General features: G+C 34.6%; 16 protein-coding genes. 2 read left to right on the top strand and 14 right to left on the bottom strand.

Going from position 1 to position 18349, the window contains the following annotated elements; all coding sequences use genetic code 11:
* Positions 1-21 precede the first annotated feature (21 nt).
* The 11 genes from BR65_RS12105 to pepV form a co-directional block, all read right to left on the bottom strand.
* Positions 22-1809: a DUF4153 domain-containing protein gene (locus BR65_RS12105; RefSeq protein ID WP_034538393.1), complete on the bottom strand. Its 1788-nt coding sequence runs from the start codon at positions 1807-1809 to the stop codon at positions 22-24.
* A gap of 129 nt (positions 1810-1938) precedes the next feature.
* Positions 1939-2739, bottom strand: coding sequence for a formate/nitrite transporter family protein (locus BR65_RS12100; protein ID WP_034538390.1), 801 nt, complete (start codon positions 2737-2739; stop codon positions 1939-1941).
* Between the two features lie 204 nt (positions 2740-2943).
* Entirely contained in the window at positions 2944-3543 is a 600-nt protein-coding gene (locus tag BR65_RS12095) for a class I SAM-dependent methyltransferase (protein WP_051932774.1), read from the bottom strand.
* Between the two features lie 6 nt (positions 3544-3549).
* Positions 3550-4707 carry a cystathionine gamma-synthase gene (locus BR65_RS12090; RefSeq protein WP_034538388.1) on the bottom strand — a complete coding sequence of 386 codons (1158 nt, stop codon included), beginning with the start codon at positions 4705-4707 and terminating at the stop codon, positions 3550-3552.
* A 13-nt stretch (positions 4708-4720) separates the two neighbouring features.
* Positions 4721-5635, bottom strand: a complete 915-nt coding sequence (locus BR65_RS12085; protein WP_023177058.1) for a PLP-dependent cysteine synthase family protein — start codon at positions 5633-5635, stop codon at positions 4721-4723.
* A gap of 446 nt (positions 5636-6081) precedes the next feature.
* A complete protein-coding gene (locus BR65_RS12080) occupies positions 6082-6651 on the bottom strand; it encodes a DsbA family protein (RefSeq protein WP_034538387.1) in 570 nt (189 codons plus the stop codon).
* A 133-nt stretch (positions 6652-6784) separates the two neighbouring features.
* Positions 6785-8044, bottom strand: coding sequence for a voltage-gated chloride channel family protein (locus BR65_RS12075; protein WP_034538385.1), 1260 nt, complete (start codon positions 8042-8044; stop codon positions 6785-6787).
* 97 nt (positions 8045-8141) lie between these two features.
* Positions 8142-8891: a DUF975 family protein gene (locus BR65_RS12070; RefSeq protein ID WP_023177052.1), complete on the bottom strand. Its 750-nt coding sequence runs from the start codon at positions 8889-8891 to the stop codon at positions 8142-8144.
* Between the two features lie 91 nt (positions 8892-8982).
* Positions 8983-9990, bottom strand: coding sequence for a glycosyltransferase family 2 protein (locus tag BR65_RS12065; protein WP_034538383.1), 1008 nt, complete (start codon positions 9988-9990; stop codon positions 8983-8985).
* 88 nt (positions 9991-10078) lie between these two features.
* Complete coding sequence (locus tag BR65_RS12060) at positions 10079-10864, bottom strand: SDR family oxidoreductase (protein ID WP_023177049.1); 786 nt, start codon at positions 10862-10864, stop codon at positions 10079-10081.
* Positions 10865-11045: 181 nt separating this feature from the next.
* The gene (pepV, locus tag BR65_RS12055) at positions 11046-12446 is read right to left on the bottom strand and encodes a dipeptidase PepV (RefSeq protein WP_034538381.1); all 1401 of its coding nucleotides are present in this window, start codon (positions 12444-12446) and stop codon (positions 11046-11048) included.
* A 186-nt stretch (positions 12447-12632) separates the two neighbouring features.
* Here pepV and BR65_RS12050 point away from each other — a divergent pair, with 186 nt between their 5' ends.
* Both BR65_RS12050 and BR65_RS12045 read left to right on the top strand, forming a co-directional pair.
* On the top strand, positions 12633-13469 hold the full coding sequence (locus BR65_RS12050; protein ID WP_034538379.1) for an NAD(P)H-hydrate dehydratase: 837 nt from the start codon (positions 12633-12635) through the stop codon (positions 13467-13469).
* Between the two features lie 160 nt (positions 13470-13629).
* Positions 13630-14229, top strand: a complete 600-nt coding sequence (locus tag BR65_RS12045; RefSeq protein WP_034538377.1) for a general stress protein — start codon at positions 13630-13632, stop codon at positions 14227-14229.
* 269 nt (positions 14230-14498) lie between these two features.
* Here BR65_RS12045 and rbsK read toward each other — a convergent pair whose 3' ends face one another.
* The 3 genes from rbsK to BR65_RS12030 form a co-directional block, all read right to left on the bottom strand.
* The gene (gene rbsK / locus BR65_RS12040; RefSeq protein WP_051932773.1) at positions 14499-15443 is read right to left on the bottom strand and encodes a ribokinase; all 945 of its coding nucleotides are present in this window, start codon (positions 15441-15443) and stop codon (positions 14499-14501) included.
* A 228-nt stretch (positions 15444-15671) separates the two neighbouring features.
* Positions 15672-16391, bottom strand: a complete 720-nt coding sequence (locus tag BR65_RS12035; protein WP_034538374.1) for a pseudouridine synthase — start codon at positions 16389-16391, stop codon at positions 15672-15674.
* A 108-nt stretch (positions 16392-16499) separates the two neighbouring features.
* Positions 16500-18176, bottom strand: coding sequence for a putative polysaccharide biosynthesis protein (locus BR65_RS12030; RefSeq protein ID WP_051932771.1), 1677 nt, complete (start codon positions 18174-18176; stop codon positions 16500-16502).
* Positions 18177-18349 lie beyond the last annotated feature (173 nt).

Here is an 18349-nt window from a genome sequence, read left to right as displayed (position 1 = left end):
TAACCAAGTGCTTTTATGCTTTTATTTAATATCAATAAATAGATAAAACTCACTATTGTATTTATTATCGTAAATGTCAATAGAGGTAAACACAATATTCATCTTAGCTTCTTCATTTTCTGTAGTAACGGTTGCTTCTTCTAAAGTAATCACATTTTTAGTTTGTGCACTTGCTGCAACTTGATCAATCGTCTCTTGAAGATCAATAGTGATAAGAGTATCATTCTGTTCATTTATCAATGAAAGGTTGGTTGTATTATCTTCATTTTTGGAGATTATATCATATGTTGAATTTTCAACTTCAAAATCTATTGCTGAGAGAGTCGGTGAATCATATTGAGAAAATACGATCATTTTGTCATAATCCTCAATCGAAAGTAGCGGACTCCCTTTCCAATCTATCGTTGCATAATAAGATTGATTAGGTGAAAAACTTGACTCATCATAAACCGGTTCAAAACCGACAACTTCTTCAAACTGATAGTTTAATCGTTGATTATATGGTGCTAGCCATTCAATTTCTTTGCTGTAGTTCATACTAGCTAAATAATCAATTGTTTGGCTGATTTTGATCTTATCTTCATCTGGAATAGAAGCATTCGGTATGATTTTATTTCCTTCCAACATATTATTCTTTACAAGTGTTTCCTTTAATAAGTTTGTTTGAGACACACGGCTAACCGTAAAAGCATCTACTGGAGGAAGGATTGAGATCAAAGAAAAAACTATTAAGACCACTGCTACCCATCCATTCTTTCTAACAGGTAAAACACTGAAAATAATTCCAGCAATAAATGCAAATACTCCGAATAAAATAACGTAATATCTACCGAGTGTTAGTCCCGTTTCTTGAATTCTTAATACAGAAGAAACAGTTTGAAACAAAACAATGGGTACCAATACTTTCGGAAAAATTTTTCTGAAGAAATTAGCCGATTTTGTATTTATAGTACTCACTAAAAAGTACACAATGATTACCGTAATAGCGTAAGAAACCAACATAGGTTCTAATAAATTGTTTGTCCAAAACTCTCCTGTGATATTTTGTAAAAGATAAACTAACAATATTATGGTAAAAATAGCTGTCAATGGAATAACAATATAGGAAAGTAAAAGTTCTAGTACTTTAGGAACCATTAGCTCTTGTTCGATCTGTTCTTGTTTATCAGCCTGCTCTTCCAAAGACTGAGTAGATTCGTCTTGTTTGCTTAGATAAAGCGGCGTTCCCGAAAGGAAAAAAATTGGCGCAAATAGTGAAGCAACTAAATTTAGACAGTGTAAATTCACTTTATAATCTAAAGAAAATAACAATTGGTCAACAGCTAAAAGAATAACTCCAATCCCTGCGTACAGAACTACTGAAAATAATACTGTCGTGAAAAAGGATTTAAACGTCGCTAAGAAACTTTTATTAAAAGTAACTTTACTGTTTATAGTAGGAATCCACATAAAAGCAAACGTTAAAGCAAAGAAAATGATCCCAGTCTTAATAGTTGTTTCCGGATCATAGTCAGTGGATGAACCAATAGTATAAAAGTATAAAACAGTCAATATTATGGCTCCGACCATTAATAAGATACGTTGCATAGTTTTTTCAAAAAAACGTTCATATACATGCTGTGCTGTTGCACTTAAAAAAATGCCTATAAAAAAGCTGTAAAGATACCTTGTGTAATCGTCTGCTTCCTGTTGGATCATATAAGCATTTAACCCAGCAATAGCAACTAAAAAAACAACACTTAGTGGATACCGTTTACAAGCTTGAATGAATCCTTGAAATTTATTCTGTATATTTTGTATCACCTTCATCAATAAACACTCCTCTCCTCATTCTTATTATGTAGTCTAGCTTAGATTTCTGTCAATCGTAAACCTATAGAGTCTATAATAAAAAAAATCTGATACACACGTATCAGATTTTTTAGGGCTATTTATTTACTAATCAACGTATTCTGTTTGATCTTTATTTAACCAAGAGTAAAGCAGACCGATCACTAATGCGCCACCTACATAATTGCCTAGCAAAGCTACGACCCAATTCAGTAAGACAGCACCGATTGTCATACCAGGGACTGTTCCGCCTGAAGCAAAAAAGGCTAGTGAAAAAGATGAAAAATTGGCAATAACGTGTTCAAAGCCTAAGTAAGCAAAAATAAAAATAATAAATATCATAGCAATAATTTTTCCAGCGTCATCTTTCATGCGAATGGTACAGAAAACAGCAGTATTTACAATAATATTAGCAAATATACCTTCCGAAAAGATTTGAAGAGGTGTCTTAGCTAATTTTCCAGCTACTGCTGTAAAGAGATAATGATCACTTGGTAGTGCATGAAACTTATATGTGAAAGATATAACTAAACTAGCAATAATTCCACCGATTAAATTAAATAAGAGACAATAGAATAATATTGACAAAGCTTTTTTAGGTTTTATTAGTTTTCTTTGTATAGCTACTGTCATGTACATCATATTTGAAGTGCCCAGTTCTGCATTCATATAAATAATCATCACCAATGACCAGCTAAACATAAATGCATAAAGCATTTTACCTAATCCGGGTGCTATTTCTTCACCTGCTTGGCCAATCATAACGGCTACAGCTGTTCCTAAAGTTAAAAACAAACAAGCTAACATAGCACGTACAAAATAGCGAAGTTTACTATTATCATATAAACTTTGTTTTTTCAGAATGCTTTTTTCAATGTTGTATATTAATCCCGTATTTTGAGTATCCATTTTCCCTACCACCTTTTTAAGTTTGTTATCTTTTTAACAATATAATTATTATACAGCAATTACTGACATTTTAATATAAAAATGCGCTTTCAAAAAAAGAAAAATAAGAACAAAAAATGAACAACATCTCCTCAGTCGATGCTGTTCATTTTCAATTGATTAAACTTGTTTCGTTCCTTCAACAATCCAAACATATTCATTCTTCTATTCAAATTCTATCTCAAACCCCGCTTGATTAAATAGTTCTCTTAAGGTGGAAATCAACGGGTAATATTCACGCTCTAAATCATCTGCTAAAGTATAAAATTCATTTTGTTTAGCCTGTTGAATGAGTTGGTCCATTATTTTTTGAGATTCAAACATAGTATCTGCGAAAATGATTTTCCCTCCAATTTCAAGTTGATGCGCATAATCGATTAATGCTTTTCCTTTTTCTTCGTTAGTCAAATGATGAAAAACATATGAACTCACAATAGTATTTATTTGTCTCAATGGTTTAGGATACTGTTGTAAATCCCCGTCATAAATGATGACCTCTTTCGGCAGCTTTTTCCTTGCTAATTGTCGCATTTCTTTTGACGGTTCTATTGGGAACACCCATTTTCCAGCTGTAACCAATTGCTGAGTTAGATTTCCAGTACCAATTCCAAATTCTAATACTCGCGTACCACTTCTTTGAACAATATCTTTTAAAATATCTTTATAACCTTCAAAAACGGCTTCGTATTCTGGATCTTTCCCTTCTACAAATTCATCATAATCACTTGACCAATCAGTAAAAATATCTAGAAATTCACGTCCCATATCTTGTTACTCTCCCTTATTTTTCGCGACAAAAGCTAATGCTTGATCCAAGTCTTCAATCAGATCTTCTACATCCTCTAGCCCAACAGACAAGCGAATCAATTCGTTGCTAATTCCAGATTTTACTCGAACGTCTTTCGGAATAGATCCATGTGTCATTAAAGCAGGAATTTCAACCAAACTTTCAACGGCTCCTAAACTTTCTGCAAGGGTGATGAGTCTCAATTTTTCAACAAATATTTCAGCTGAGTACCCTTCTTTTAAATCAAAGGAAATCATTCCGCCAAATCCGTTAGCTTGTTTTTTAGCGATTTCATGACCAGGGTGACTTTCCAAACCAGGATAGTACACTTTTTCAATACTAGGGTGATTGACTAGGTAATGCACGATCTCAAGAGCATTTTTTTCATGCTCTTCCATCCGTATACCTAATGTCTTGATCCCTCTTTGTAAAATCCAACTATCTTGAGGCCCTAATATTCCGCCAATAGCATTTTGTAAAAAACCAATTTTATCTGCTATTACTTCGTTATTTGTTGTAACTAAACCTGCCACGATGTCGCTATGTCCTCCCAGATACTTAGAAGCACTATGAACAACGATATCGGCTCCAAGGGTAAGTGGGCGTTGATGATAAGGTGTAGCAAATGTATTGTCAACAATGGTAATTATGTTGTGCTTTTTCACTATTCTAGCTACTTCTGTAATATCGGTTATTTTTAGCAATGGATTGGTTGGCGTTTCTAAAAAGATAGCTTTTGTTTCTGGACGAATAGCCGGTTCAATGGTACTTAGATCACTTGTGTCGACTGTCGTAAATGTTATTCCTAAATGGACAAGCACTTTATTCATTAATCGATACGTTCCTCCATACACATCATCGCCCACAATAATGTGGTCTCCTTTAGAAAATAAAGACATTACAGTATGCGTTCCAGCAGAACCAGAAGCAAAAGCAAACCCACGTACACCTTCTTCTAAGTCTTTGATCAGCTCTTCTACTGCAAAACGAGTTGGATTTCCGGTTCTAGAATATTCGTATCCTTTATGTTTGCCTACTTTTTCTTGTTTGTACGTTGACGTTTGGTGAATCGGTACATTTACTGAACCAGTTGCTTCATCATGACTAATACCACCATGAATTAATTTTGTTTTCATTTTCATTTTTAACACTCTCCTATTGATAGATTTGTTTACTTAAATAACGTTCACTGCTGTCTGGAAAAATAGTAACAATGTTACTTCCTTCAGGTAACAATTCTGCTTCTTTCAAACAGGCAGCAAACGCTGCTCCACTTGAGCTTCCAACAAACAATCCATTTGTTTTGGCTAACTGTTTAACATAGTAAAAAGCTTCCTCATCTGAGATCGTATAAATGTGATCTATGATTGATCTGTCTAAAAAACTGGGAATAAATTCCATTCCAATACCTTCAGTTCTATGCCCATAACTCATACCGCCACCTAGAATAGAGCCTTCTGGTTCTACAATAGCAGCACGAATCGACGATTGTTTTTCTTTTAAATACGATGCCGTTCCAACAAATGTTCCACCACTTCCGGCTCCTGCTACAAAAGAATGAATGGGGATGTTGACCATATCTTCCATGATCTCAGGTCCAATCGTTTCATAATACGTTTGAGGATTAGCCGGATTTTCAAACTGCATAGGAATGTAGCTGTTTTTGATTTCAGCTGCCAAGATTTTAGCTTTTTCTATGGCACCTAACATTCCAATGTTCGTCGGTGTAAAAATTAACTCTGCGCCTAGAGCCTTCATCAACTCTTGTTTTTCTTGACTAAATTTTTCTGGAACAGTAAAAATAACCTTTAATCCATACTGCTGAGCAGCTAATGCTAAACCAATTCCAGTGTTTCCAGCAGTTGGTTCAATAATAGTAGACTGTTTATCTATATACCCTTTTTCAAATGCTTCTTTAAGTAAATTAACTCCTAAACGATCTTTAATACTGCCTCCCGGATTGAACATTTCCAATTTAGCAAATATTCTGCTGCCTTTTGGAATTTCAACACCTTGTATCTCAAGTAATGGAGTTAGGCCAATTAAATCTTGTGTTTTTTTATAAAGCATATTTCTCACTCTCCTCATTCTTAGCATACGTAGTCTTAAAAAAGTAGACAAAAAAAGTGCATGAGTGGTTACACTCATGCACAGAAAATCATTCTTTTATCTCATTACACTCACTGAAAACAGTTTCATACCTATTTAGAAAATTTCGCTAAATTTCAGCATATAGGGATATGAAAAGGGTTTATTAACAGGAAGAAGCCATAAAAGATGAGAACTGAAGACATGAGCGTTTCATACAACATTGACAACAACACACGTCTAATTCAATCATCTTTTTCATTCCGGCTTCCTCCTTTCTTAATTAGTAGTTTTAAGTAACACCTTTTATCTATTGGTATGAATGTTATGTTAACAGTCCTATTTTCATTTGTCAAGAATATTTTGGTTCCCTTATTCATCGACTAGTACAACAATTTAAAAGAAAAAAATGATTTAAACATCTCTGTTTAAACCATTTGACACAAATCTTCAGCTGTTATAGAGCTTTCTATAAGAGTCGTCGTTTTTTCTTCTCCAGTAGTAACCAAGACACATGTTGGCGTATCTGTTGCACCCATTGTTTTAGAGACTTCTTGGTCTAAATGAAACAACGATTGAGTAAATGAAGAATGAAAATCAGATAGAAACATCTCGATATCTAATCGTGCTTTTTTTGCTGCCTCAATCAATAGTTTTTTTGATAAAGGCTTATCTTGATCGACAATCTGCTCTTGGACATCCATAAGAAAGTTACGGCCCTTTTTCTTACCTTGTATCGTTGCCGCAATATAAGCTAGCGAAACATGGTAAATATCATTTTGTAAGGTATTCCATAATTGTGTACTCTGCGTTGGCATGTGGTTTCTTTGCATATAATTAAAAAGGGTCTGAGGATTGTGATAAGGAAGAATACTCATTTGAGCATCTTTTTCATAAATTCCAATAAATTTTAATACTTCTTTTTCCATTTTAAAAGAAGATTCACTGATTGGATTAATAAACAGAAAAATTTCAATTTGTTTATTTCTTTCTACCATAAACGATTCACCTCGTTTCTAGCTTGTTACTATTCTTATAGTAACAATAATAGTCATTTATATAAACTATTTTGCTCAAGAAAGCTTGTCAATCCAATATTGCAGCTATCTATACGGTTGCTAGAAACTTATTTTATTCCTCTTCAAATAAGTGGCCTTTTCGTAAATAAACCTGTTGTGTTTCATAGATTCCTTGATTACCAGAAAAAAGATAACTGACGACACAGACCAAAAACAAATACGGCAACGCTCCTACCCCAAATAACTCCAGTCCCATGATAAAACATGCTACAGGAGTGTTGGTTGCTCCTGAAAAAACACCAATAAATCCAAGTCCAGCTAAAAACGGAATAGAAATATGCAAGATACTGCCTAATGTACTTCCTAAAGTAGCCCCTATTGTAAACAAAGGTGTGACTTCTCCTCCTTGAAATCCTGAACCTAGAGTAATGGATGTAAAGATTAGCTTACCTAGAAAGTCAAAATGCCCTGTTTCACCTAAAAATGCTTGATCGATCAAAGGTAAGCTGAGTCCTAAATAATCCCTCTTACCAATGATCACAACCAAGAGAATAACAATCAGACCACCTATAAAACTTTTCAAGACAGGATTTTTAAACCAATTAATCATAATCGCTTTTACTGTACTGGTTAACCAGCTAAATAAACGCCCTGTAAAACCAAATAGAATGGCTGCTAGCAGCAATTTTACAATCAACAAAGGATTGGCCTCTGGTATAGCCCCCATATCATAATGTGTATGAGCCACCCCCCAAGCAATTGTTACCCAATTAGCTATTAAAGCCGCCCAAAGACTTGGAAATAAAGCTTCCTGACGTACATACCCAATTGCTAATACTTCCATTGCAAAAAGAGTACCTGCAATAGGTGTACCGAAAACGGAGCTGAATCCGGCACTCATTCCACTGATTAACACTATACGACGGTCTATTTTCGATAGATGAAAAAGACGACCTACAGCATCTGCTACAGATCCACCCATTTGGACAGCCGTGCCTTCCCTTCCAGCGGACCCACCGAATAAGTGCGTGATTAATGTGCCAAAAAGCGTCAAGGGTATTAACCTTTTAGGAATAGACTCTTGTTTTGTTGATTGGCCTTGAGCTTCTTGAATCACTAAATTATTTCCACGGATCGCATTATCTCCAAACTTCCAATAAAGAAAACTAATGACTGCACCTCCTACTGGCAACAGATAAATCAACCATGGATTATTTAGGCGAGCAGTTGTTACAGTTGCTAAACTCGTTAAAAAAAATGCAGATAAGCTCCCAACGATTATTCCGACGATACTGCTATAAAAAATACTTTTAAAAAAATAACAGCTTACTAGAAAAATTTCTTTTTGTTTTAATTGCTTCAATGTGTTCATATAGATTCCTCTTCATTTATTTTCTCTTTTGCTTTTCTTGTTAGTTAAAAAAGTTAAAAGATTTGAACAGAGTGCTTCAAATCTTTTAACTTTTATTTCAGTAATCTTGTTCGTTTAGGTATTTCCCTTTGGTTAAATCCTCATAGAATGCTACTCTTGTAGCATTCTCATATGGGAACAACCATAAGAATCCAATCCCTAAAGATAAAACAGCTAATATTCCCCATCCAATAAAACTCATTTCTAATAAGAAAAAGCGCCACTTGTGACCTTTCATCAAGTTTTTACTTTCGGTGATACAGTTCAGTGAAGAAATTTTTTCATTTGGAGATAAATTGGTTTGATCTTTGTAAATCAAATAGGCTTGAGAATAAGCATAATGTTTTATGATCCCAGGAATGATAAATAGTAGACTCCATAATGTAGTAAAAATGCTGGTTAAGATATAAATAAGAAAGGCTCTAAGAAAATATTTTCTTGAGAATACTTGCAAACTATTTTTTATCGGATGAATTTTCTTATCCGGATCTCTAAACCAGTCTAAAAAAGTAAAAGAAATCCCAACTGTAAATAAAGTAGATAGTATTCCACTAGTGACATTACTTGTCCCATTACCACTATTGCTTGATTCGCCTATATCTTCAGACACATAAGAATCATTTGTCCAGTTTTCAATAGGTGTATTGGTCTGATTGGCTATGCTAAAAGAGACAACCACAATAACTAAGAATGCAATAAATGTAATCAATGTTGGAATAAGATTTAGTAAAATTGCATCTTTCCATCTTCCTCTAAACAATTCTTTTGTATCTGATTTCAGCTCTGCTCGTGTTTTATATTGTTCCATTATTTGTTACCCTCCACAAATGAATCGATTTCTTTTATATTAACAAAAAAAACCGGCAGTTGTTACCTATTTATTAAATAAATAACAGCAATTATAAATATTCGTCTTTTGATTCCGATTGTTTGCCTGTAATAAATAACTTAATATTTTTTTTATAATAGTCTTTATACCTGACAATGTCGCTTTGGATCAATTTCACACCAACTTTATAATATAAAGGAACTTTTTTATCTTCATCAATATCCTCTTGATAAATCTGAATATCTTCTCGTAGTCTCTTTTGAAATTCTTCAACTATAATGGACTCTGAAGCTTGACTCAATTTATATCCGGCAGAAATGATACTTTCTAAAAATTTCTGTAATCCCAAATGCTGTAATTCTGGAAAATCTACTTTAATTAATGCATACAGCCGTTCGCATTCTGTCACAATATCGTAGTAATCTGGCGAAAATGAACTGCTGACGGTTGTATTAGATCTTCTAATATAATGATATCCGATCCTATTAGAGATGACCGTTTTTTTAGAAATTTTTGCTAATTTGTATGTTGTTACAATATCTTCAAAAAATTTTCCTTCTGGAAATTGGATATCACGAAATAAGCTATTATGATAGATTTTATTCCATGTATAAAATGCAACATTAGATGATGTAAAAACTAACTGTATCATTTCCTTATTGTTGGTTATGACTCGATCTTTGTTGCGTATTTTTGGTACATTGAATTTACCATATACTTTATCAAAATTCATCACATACATCGTCATATCGCTGTGCTGAATACTTGCTTCATAAAAGTTCAAAAAAGTTTCCCTATCAAATCGATCATCACTATCAATAAATGCGTAGAATTTACCGGAAGCTGCTTTCATTCCTTGATTCCTAGCTACTGCTATTCCTTGATTTTTTTGATGAACAACTTTGACGCGTTGATCTGTTTTTACTAGTAAATCACAAATTTCTGCTGAACTATCTGTAGATCCATCGTTAACTAAAATAAGTTCAAAGTCGGCAAATGATTGTTGTAGTACACTTTTCACTGCATCACCTATAGTTTCATTTGCATTGTATACAGGCATAATCACACTTAACAGCATTTTCTTCCCTCCTTGAGTAACTAGTTACCTTCACTCATTGGTCTTAACAAGCTCTTATCGAACTCGTTTTTTTAAGTTTACATTCCAATCAAATAGCTTTTACGCTTCCACCATCAATGATTATAGCTGATCCAGTAACGTACGTATTGACATCTGAAACAAGAAAAACAACAAACTTCGCGAACTCTTCTGGTGTTCCATAACGACCAAGTGGAATAGCTTTTTGATTAGTTTTAGCGATTTCTTCTACTGAAACTTGTTGTTTTTTGGCTGTCATTTCATCTAATGTCGTTATTCTATCGGTTGCGATTTTTCCTGGAGCGACCGTATTGATCAAAATATTATATGGTCCTAACTCTTCCGCTAATGTCTTACTAAGACCTACGATACCCATTCGAAAGGTATTAGACAATATTAACCCGGAAATAGGTTGTTTAATAGAGGAAGAAGCAATATTAATAATTTTTCCTCCAGTTTTTTTTAAGTCAGGCAAGACTTCTCGAATGGTACGGATGTAACTCATTAAATTCAGCTGGAAAGAGTGTTCCCATTCTTCATCTGAAAACTCTTCAAAAGTTCCTGATGGAGGACCACCTGCATTATTAATAAGAATATCGATAGAACCAAATGTTTTTCTGGTTTCTTTAACAAGTTGGTTGATGTCTTCGCTTTTTGTAAGATCTGCAGGAAAAAAGACAACTTTTCCTTTTTTAAGCCCATTTAATTCGTCTTGAACTCTTTTTAATTTATCTGGATTTCGACTGGAAATCATAACATTTGTTCCTTCTTTTACTAACTCAGTCGCAATCGCTTTTCCTAATCCTTGACTAGACGCTAGTACTAAAGCCGTTTTATTCGCTAAGTTTAATTCCATAAATGACTCCTCCTTATTTCTTATACTTTATCTAATTGTATTTCTTTCATTTTTTCATACTCCAACATAAAAGTAAACGTTTACTGTGATTTCTTCTTTTAGGCTCTTCCTTTCATCTAAACAATTGAAGTACAAATTTTAAAAAAAAGCCGGATCTCATAGGAGATTCGGCTTTTACTTATTATTTGATTAATTCATAAATCGCTTCTGCGTAGATGCTCATTGCGTTCATCAAGTCATCAATCGCCATGAATTCATTAGCTTGGTGCATTGTATCAATGCTGTTAGGGAACATAGCTCCATAAGCAACTCCACGTTCCAATAAACGGCCATATGTTCCGCCGCCAATTGTTTGTTCATGAGCTTCTAATCCAGTTTGTCTTTGGTAAACATCTAATAATGTTTTAACTAATGGATCTTCTGCCGATACATAATGTGGCAATTGTTCTTTGCCACGGCTAAGCGTTACACCGAATTCTGCTAGTTTGCTTTCCATTTTGATTTCGATTCCTTCAGGTGTCACACCTTTAGGGAAACGGAAGTTTACAGCGATTACGCCGCCATCTTCAGGAGTGAAAGTAAATACGCCTGAATTCATTGTTAAATCTCCCATAACATCATCAATGTAGTTTAATTCTAATTTTTCAGCTTTAGTATCTTCATGCAAATAATCAGCTGTCAATTGCAAGAAGTTTTTAGCATCTCCACCAAATGAATACTCATTTAAGAAAGCAGCTAAGTAAGTTCCAGCATTTACACCTAAATGAGGCGCCATACCATGAGCAGCTTTTCCTCCTACTTCAATGGTAACGTCAGTACCTTCTACTTTTATTGTCCCAGTAATTGGTGAAACTTCAACAAAATCATAAAAATCTTTTTCGATTTGTTCAGCTTCTTCACTAGTAAAAATAGCTGTAGCGTCTTGAGGTACCATATTTTCACGTAGACCAGCATCAAAACTGATCAATTCATTTTTTCCGCCTTTATTGTCGCCTTTTGTATTTACATAAACAGTTAATATCCCTTTTTCGCCATTAATAATTGGGAACTCTGCATCTGGTGAAAAACCAAAATCAGGAATAGGTTCATTAGCTAAATAGTGGTCCATACACATCCAGCCACTTTCTTCATCTGTTCCAATAATAAAGCGAATTTTTTTAGAAACTGGCAAATCTAGGTCTTTGATCATTTTTAAAGCGTAATAAGCTGCCACACCTGGTCCTTTATCATCACTAGATCCACGAGCGTAAATACGGCCATCTTTGATTACAGGGCTAAACGGATCTGTTTCCCAGCCTGTTCCAACGGGTACAACATCGACATGAGCAAAAACACCCATTGTTTCATTACCATCACCGTATTCAATATGTCCAGCTAAATTGCCAACATTTTTAGTAACAAATCCATCTCGTTCTCCTAAAGCTAAGAAAGCTTCTAATGCTTTTTTCGGTCCTGGACCTACTGGGGCATCAGTTGTCGCTTTGCTATCATCACGCACACTGTCAATTTTAAGTAATTCTGTTAAGTCAGCTAGAAAATTTTCTTTTCGAGCTGCTGCTTCTTTTTTCCAGTCAATTGCCATTTATACAACACTCCTTATTATTTTGTCAACATATCTATCATATCACTTTTCGTTTCTAAGACCAACGCCTAGTCTTTATTTTTCTTCGTGACATCAATAAAGATTCGTGCAAAAAATAACATTTCGGTCTATAATCAATTGGACTACACGTATATCATTTATTCGTTATTATTGGAGGGTTCTTAAGTGAAAGAAATAAATACAGAAGCCATTCAAGGCATGATTCCCAAAAGAGAAAAAGATAGTCATAAAGCTACTTACGGCCGAGTTCTTGTCATTGGTGGAAATGAAGAAATGGGCGGAGCAATTATTCTCACAGCCAGTGCAACCGTTTATAGCGGTGCTGGACTGGTTACCGTGGCAACAGCTAAAGTAAATCATACAGCTTTACATGCTCGTCTTCCTGAAGCAATGGTTATTGATATGTATAATAACGATCGCTTGCTTAAACAACTAGCGACAGCAACGGTTATAGTCATTGGACCTGGTTTAGGCTTATCTCCTGAATCATTAACGATTCTAAAATCAGTTTTAGAGCATGTGACAAAGGAACAACGGTTAATCATTGACGGCAGTGCGATTACTTTAATGGCCATTCACAATTTAAAAACTCCTGTAGCAAAAACTACGTACACACCACATTTAGGAGAGTGGCAAAAACTTGCTCACTTGAAACCTACTGAACAAAATGAAACACTAAATATTCAAGCTAGAAAAGAATTAAAAGCTTTTGTTGTCTTAAAACAATCTCGAACTGAAATTTATTTTTTGGATGAAGCTTGGAAAAACAGCCATGGAAATCCTGCAATGGCAACAGGTGGAATGGGCGATACATTAGCAGGAATGATAGCAGGATTTAGTGCTCAATTGAAAAATTATCGTTTTGCAGTTATTTCATCTGTTTTTCTTCATAGTAAAATAGGCGACGATTTAGCTAAAAAACAATATGTGGTTCTTCCGTCTCAGATTATTGAAAGAATTCCTAATGAGATGAAAGAATTTTCTACTAAGTTTAATTTTTGATTTATTCACTAATTTAAAAGGAAAGACTGCTATAAATTAATTAGCGGTCTTTCCTTTTATTTGCGTTTAACCTCCCCTCACCGTATTAATTGTATTCTCTTTTTCTTTTAAGTATACTCAGGTATAACCAGTTCGTTAATCTAAATGAGGAGTGATGTAAATGGAAAAACGTGTTATTGGAAGTTACCCATCTAAAGCAACAGCCTTACAAAAACTCAATGAACTTTTAATTCAAGGCTACTCCAAAGAATTGATTACTTTAGTAACCAATCCAGATACAGAACGTTCCATCCGCAGTCAAACTGATGTAGAGGTAATAGCGTTATCTTCTGAACCCAAAAATGATGAATCATTAGGAGATAAAATGAAAGACTTCTTTTCCTTAAGTCCACAAGCAGATACAACACTTGATTCTGCAGTTACTGATGAAGAACTTTTGGTTAACTATAAAGAATCGATTAAAAAAGGAAGTATCATCATTCTTTTGGAAGATGACTCAAATGAAACAACTTATCCAGTAAACGTAGATGCTGTTGGAGAAGATGCAGCAGGTATTTACCCTAATGATCCAGATCTTCCATTAGAAGATGACCCATCAGATTTAGCTAGAGGTGAAAAGCAGCCTCCATCAATGAGAACACAACATTTAAATTACAATGAGGACGATTTAGATCCTGGCATCAATACAGACGGAGACTTAGAAATAGAAGAAGACTTTCCTCCTACTGAAACACCTGACAGATCTGATTTTTCTCACTAAATAAAAAAGAATAACAGATTTTTTGAACTAACATCAATTAACGAGAATTAAGCATAAATACCTCCATTAAGTTCAATAAAATGAATTTAATGGGGGTATTTATGCTTAAAAAAGCTATAGGACTGAATAAATAGGCTACCTATCTCCTTTAGAGTATAAAAGTCAAGCTGCCTAATAAAAGTATTGCTCTGGCTAAGAATTTTTTTTACCCATATAAAATAGGTTTTTGTTTTCTAAGTATACACTTTTTTTGTGCTAGCTATTATTTTTTAAGACTTTACTTCTAAAAGAGATTGTTTCAGACATGTTTCTACTTCTGCTAACGTTGGCATTGCTTGTGCCGTGCCTTCTTTTGTTACTGCTAGAGCTCCAACTATGTTTGCAAATTGAAGAGCTTCTATCAACTCTACCTCATTCGCTAATGCATAGGCCAATCCACCATTAAAAGCATCTCCAGCTCCTGTTGTATCAACAGCATCCATTATAAGTCCTGGGAATACTTTTCCTTTATATTCTTCATTATACAAAAAGCATCCTTTTTTACCTAAAGTGATAACAACATTTGCAACTCCCATTTGGTACAATTTTTCTGCCGCTAACCTTGCGTCTTCTTCAGTCTCTAAACGTATACCCGTTAATTGAGCTGCTTCTGTTTCATTTGGTGTTATATAAGCTGCTTTCTTTAGCCATTCATTCGGTATCGCTTGATAAGGAGCTGGATTTAAAATAACCGGAATATGATGTTTCTCTGCTAATTCCAAAGTCCTTTCCACAGCATCCAAATTAGTCTCTAGCTGTGTTAGTGCAATCGCAACGTCAGCCAGCTTTTCTTCTGCTTGTTCAATTTCCTCTCTTTTAATCTTTCCACACGCACCTGCTGTCACAACAATCATATTTTCACTCTGGTCATCGACTGCTATCAACGCAGATCCTGTGGGCATTTCTTTATCAATAGCAATTTGCGAAGTATCAATCTGTTCTTTTGTAAAATGCTCCAATGCCAATTTCCCAAAAGCATCGTCTCCTAGCTTAGTCACTAAAGTTACTTCTGCACCTAGTCGTGCCGCTCCGACTGCTTGATTGCTTCCTTTCCCGCCTGCACCTGTTCGAAATGACTGACCAAAAACGGTCTCTCCTGGTTTTGGTAAATGCGATGCCCTTGCTGTTAAATCGGTTACATAACTGCCCATTACAAAAATCTTATTCTTCTTCAATGAATCAACGACTCCTTTTTCTTGTTTCTTTATTTTTTCTATACAATAAAAGCATACCTTTCATTCCTATTCAAGGCAAGGAATGAACTTCACTATATCCATATCTCATGTTATACAGGAATACTGATGAATTATAATGAACTAATATGCTTTATCGGTCTCTCATTTTTTTACTCTCTTGTATGCATTCGACTTTTATATTTATTAACCAAATTTCTAAGTTTTTGCTTATTCATTAGTTAAAGAACTTAATTCCTCTTCAGTCAATTGTCTATATTTTCCTATTTCTAATGTTTCATCTAACTTAAGATTCCCCATAGATAATCGTTTTAGATAAGTAACAGATTTATCTACTGCTTCAAACATGCGTTTTACTTGGTGAAATTTCCCTTCATGTATCGTCACTTGAATAATGGACTGTTCTGCATCAACATCGATAGACAAAATGTCTAATTCAGCTGATTGGCAGTTAAAACCATCATTTAGTGTTATCCCGTTCTTAAATGCTAAAATATCCTGTTCATTCACTATTCCATTTATAGTAGCTTTGTAACATTTATCAACGTGTTTTTTTGGTGAAAGTAAATTATGTGCTAAAGTTCCATCATTAGTCAATAACAACAACCCTTCTGTATCCTTATCCAATCGTCCTACAGGAAATGGATCCAGTACTTGATCTTTTGGGGCTAATAAATCGATAACTGTTTTATGCAGATTATCATTTGTAGCACTTACTACTCCTTGTGGTTTATGCAACATAAAGTAAACAAATTCTTGGTATTCAACGGCTTCACCCGCAACAACAACTTTGTCTTTATCTGGGTCGACTTGGCTTTTTCCATCTTTTATAACTATTCCATTAACCGTTACTTCTTTTGCTTTCAATAGCGTTTTTACGGTTTTTCTTGTTCCAAACCCCATATTAGCTAAAAGTTTATCTAAACGCATTTCCTCTGCTCCATTCTTTTAAGTCTAGTCAAAAAACTGAGGCTGGGACAAAAGTCCTAGCCTCTTATTTATATCCAAATGATTATTCTAGAACATGCTCCAGTTTTCTTATTTAATGTGTAATTTGGTTCTCAAACTCGCTACACGAGCTCCTAATAAACGGTCAGCTAAACGTGTTTTTAATGAAGCATATACATAAACAATACCGCCCATTCCAGCTGAAACACCCATTACTAGAAGTGCACTAAGACGATTTTCTGGATGCATAACTAAGTAAAGAGCTTCTTTAACGGCAAACGTTACAATAGCCATTACTACTGTTAGGATAACCATCAACAATACTCTTCTGAGTAAGAGCCCAATATTAAAATGAGTAACCTTGTACATTTTTCGCAACATTAAAAAGACTGTTACACCAAATCCAAATATATTAGAAATAAACATTCCATTTGTCTGTGCTATTGCAAGCATTGGGTATTGCAATGCTAATTTCACAACTAACCCAATTGCTAAAGCCCATAGAGCCGGTCTTGTTTGATTTGCAGCTTGCATCGTTGAGCCCATAAGGACAAACAACCCTAAAAATAAACTCATAAATGACGCAACTTGTAACAGATTTGTTCCAAAATCATTTTGTCCATAAAAAACGGTATATAAAGGTTCTGCTACAACAGCCATACCAATTGTTGCCGGCAGCATGATGAAGAAAAACAACTGCAAGCTATCACTAACTTGACGGGATAATTTTTTCAAATCATTTTTTGCTATCAACTCAGAAATCAGCGGAACAGATGTTATCGCCATCGAACCTCCAAAAGAAATAACAATCATAATCAATTTATTGACATTTCCTGATGCTATCCCATAACTATCTACAATCTCTTTTGGGGTAAAATCAGAAACGCGGGTCATAATTTGTTGGAAAGTAAACTGATCGATCATTTGAAACAATGTTATTCCAGATCCAATAATGATAAATGGAATAGCCGTACGAATAATCGATTTAAAGATCTCATTTGTAGAAATATTCACCTTATTTAAACTCTGAGCAGCATGCTCATCTAGCTCTGGTTTTTTACGCCAAATAATATAAAATAAATACCCTATACTAAAAACAGCTCCAATAACGGCTCCAAATGTTGAAGCAGAAACCGCATTCACTACTGAACCATTCCATATTTGACGAATAAAGTATACAGCCGCAAGCATAAAGATGACGCGAGCTAATTGTTCAATAAATTGCGATATAGCAGAATATTTCATTACATGATGCCCTTGAATATATCCTCGTGTAACGCTCATACATGGAATAATGAGTAACGCCCAACTAAGAGACCGAATAACTTGTGTTCCATCGTCAACCGAAATACCTGGACTGCTTCCAGCTATCAAAGGTGCCGCAACATACATGATCAATGCAGACACAACACCTGTAATTGCCATTACTTGTAATCCTTTTCTATAAATTTTTTGGCTCGTTTCATATTCGTTTAGACTATTATAATAAGAGACTTGTTTAGCAATGGCAGAAGGTACACCAGCTGTCGCAATATTTAAGAATAATGCATAAGGTGTGTAGCCAATAATGTAAAGGGCATTTGCTGACGCTGCTACGCTGGGATTTCCCATCCAAGCCATCCAAGGAATAATATAAAGAGCTCCTAATAACCTGGACAAAATACTTGCACCTGTCATCCAAGCTGACCCACTGATCATTTTATCTTTTGAGCTTAATTCTTTAGTTTGTTGTCCAATTTTATTATCACTGACTGTATCTTTTGACATGATTCAAAAACCTACTCTCATACTTTTGTATCAGGTTCTATTTTACTTCTTAAATCAGAGGGTTGCAATGTTTATTGAGCTTTCTGCATTCAACTTTAAAGAAAAATTAAGGTCTCTTTGAAGATGAAAAAAGTAGAAAGGACTGCAACTTAATCGTTGCAGTCCTTTCTACT

It is taken from the genome of Carnobacterium inhibens subsp. inhibens DSM 13024 (assembly GCF_000746825.1).
In the GTDB taxonomy this organism is placed as follows: Bacteria; Bacillota; Bacilli; order Lactobacillales; family Carnobacteriaceae; genus Carnobacterium_B; species Carnobacterium_B inhibens.
This window is presented reverse-complemented; position numbering and strand designations above follow the sequence as displayed.